Annotated in this window: 2 protein-coding genes; both read right to left on the minus strand. The window is 56.4% G+C overall.

Annotated features, from left to right (window positions below):
* On the minus strand, positions 1 to 275 hold a 275-nt coding region (locus DMP17_RS46230; protein WP_337833036.1), incomplete at its 3' end, for a hypothetical protein.
* A gap of 10 nt (positions 276 to 285) precedes the next feature.
* A complete protein-coding gene (locus tag DMP17_RS46235) occupies positions 286 to 624 on the minus strand; it encodes a hypothetical protein (RefSeq protein WP_337833037.1) in 339 nt (112 codons plus the stop codon).
* Between the last annotated feature and the right edge of the window lie 227 nt (positions 625 to 851).

The raw sequence follows: 851 nt of genomic DNA on the forward strand, positions 1-851 counted from the left end.
GCGCTCACCGGCAGTTGCCTCGAACAATAATGGCCGCCACCGAGGAACGCCACCATCATCAAAAGATACGGCAGCATGAAGCGAGAAGCCGTTACGCTTCGCTGCCGCAGGAGCGAGATCACGCGTCCCGATGTTGACGGGCTTGGCGAGAATCGGATCAACGCCGCGTACGACAAGCGCATTGCGCCGACCTGCTTGTTGTAGTGTCCAGCCAGAGTTGAGACGCGCAACCAGGTGTCGGCATTGCGGCGCGTGGAATCCGTCATGATCTCCACGGTCGCCGGTTTACCTTACGGAAATCTCCGCATAGTCGTCATGGACAATCAGTGCCATGTCGACGCGTTGGTCGCGGACCTGCGCTTCAACATCCTTGGGCGCCTCAACGGCGTTGATGCCCGCAGCCTTTAAGTAGTTCATCAAGTTCGGTGCCGCTTGAACGTTGACGACGGGCAATGAAATCGGCTGTTGCAATTGCGTTTCAGCGCGGCCCGAGCCCAGCTTGCCGAGGCCGATCAACAGGATCGGATACAGCAACGGTGAGAAAAGGAGAATGTTGATCATCGTACGACGATCGCGAAAAATGTCCTTGAGTTCCTTGCGCAGAACCGCCAAAAAACTTTGCATCAATGTCCGGTCTCATGCGTGCAGTCCTTCTTCCGTGCCGATCAGTTTCACGAAGGCGTCTTCGAGTTGTCGTTGCCGGCTTGTGCGCGGAGTTCATCCCGGTGTGCCTTGTGCCATGACGCGACCCTTCGCGATGATCACGATGCATCACACAGCGCAGCAACTTCCTGCATGATGTGCGAACTGAAAATCACGCAGCGTCCGTCTTCGCGCATCTTGAACAAAAA

It is taken from the genome of Pseudonocardia sp. TMWB2A, assembly GCF_017312135.1.

Coding starts and splice junctions, on each gene's coding strand:
- DMP17_RS46235 (WP_337833037.1), bottom strand. CDS start 624: ATGCAAAGTTTTTTGGCGGTTCTGCGCAAGGAACTCAAGGACATTTTT.